This is a genomic window from Streptomyces lycii (assembly GCF_009735685.1).
Taxonomy (GTDB): domain Bacteria; phylum Actinomycetota; class Actinomycetes; order Streptomycetales; family Streptomycetaceae; genus Streptomyces; species Streptomyces lycii.
Genome location: NZ_WHPN01000005.1, coordinates 1 through 718 on the forward strand (window position 1 = coordinate 1; position 718 = coordinate 718).

The window sequence follows — 718 nt, forward strand, 5'->3', positions numbered from 1 at the left end:
CGACGAACGTGGTCTTGCCCACGCCGAAGCCGCCCGCCACCACGATCTTCGCGGACGTGGTGGCACGGGACGGACCGCTAGAGCTTCCGAAGTCCACTGAGCACCCTTTCGAGCAGTGTCACATCCGGCGTCCCGCCGGCCTCGTCGCTGCCGCCCGGCTGGTGGATCGCCACCATCCCCGCCTCGGCGAGGTCCGCGACCAGGATGCGGGCCACCCCCAGCGGGATCGCGAGCAGCGCGGAGACCTCCGCCACCGACTTCACCTCGCGGCACAGATGGCAGATCCGCTGGTGCTCGGGGAGCAGGGTGCCCAGCTGGGACGGATCGGCCGTGGTGCTGACCAGAGCCTCTATGGCGAGCTGGTAGCGCGGCCGGGTTCTGCCCCCGGTCATGGCGTACGGCCGCACCAGCGGCTGGTCGCCCTCGTCCCCGTACGGCGCGGAATGAGCGGCGCCGTAGGGGCCGGGCGAGACGGGCGGCGGGGTCATGGTTCCTCCGGGCTGGACAACGGTTGTCGTCTGGCTGTGCCGGTGGGGGGCCGTGGGTGGTTCGAGGGGGGCGGCTGGCCGGCTTGAGCGGTCGGCTTGCTGTCGTGCGTCGGTCGGGGCGTCGGATGCGTCGGTCGCGTCAGTTCAGCAGGCTTCCCTGGAGTTCGGCGCGCAGGTCCGGGGTGAGGACGCTGCCGGCGCGGTCGACCAGTAGGGCCATCTCGTATCCG

At 71.9% G+C, this 718-nt stretch carries 1 protein-coding gene and 2 pseudogenes; all 3 read right to left on the reverse strand.

Annotation, left to right across the window (positions count from 1 at the left end; all coding sequences use genetic code 11):
- Positions 1 to 97 (reverse strand): annotated as a pseudogene (locus tag GCU69_RS00205) (ATP/GTP-binding protein); the annotation flags it as partial.
- On the reverse strand, positions 78 to 488 hold the full coding sequence (locus tag GCU69_RS00210; protein ID WP_098749731.1) for a DUF742 domain-containing protein: 411 nt from the start codon (positions 486 to 488) through the stop codon (positions 78 to 80). The pseudogene GCU69_RS00205 and the gene GCU69_RS00210, both read right to left, overlap by 20 nt.
- A gap of 139 nt (positions 489 to 627) precedes the next feature.
- Positions 628 to 718: pseudogene (locus GCU69_RS00215) on the reverse strand (roadblock/LC7 domain-containing protein); the annotation flags it as partial.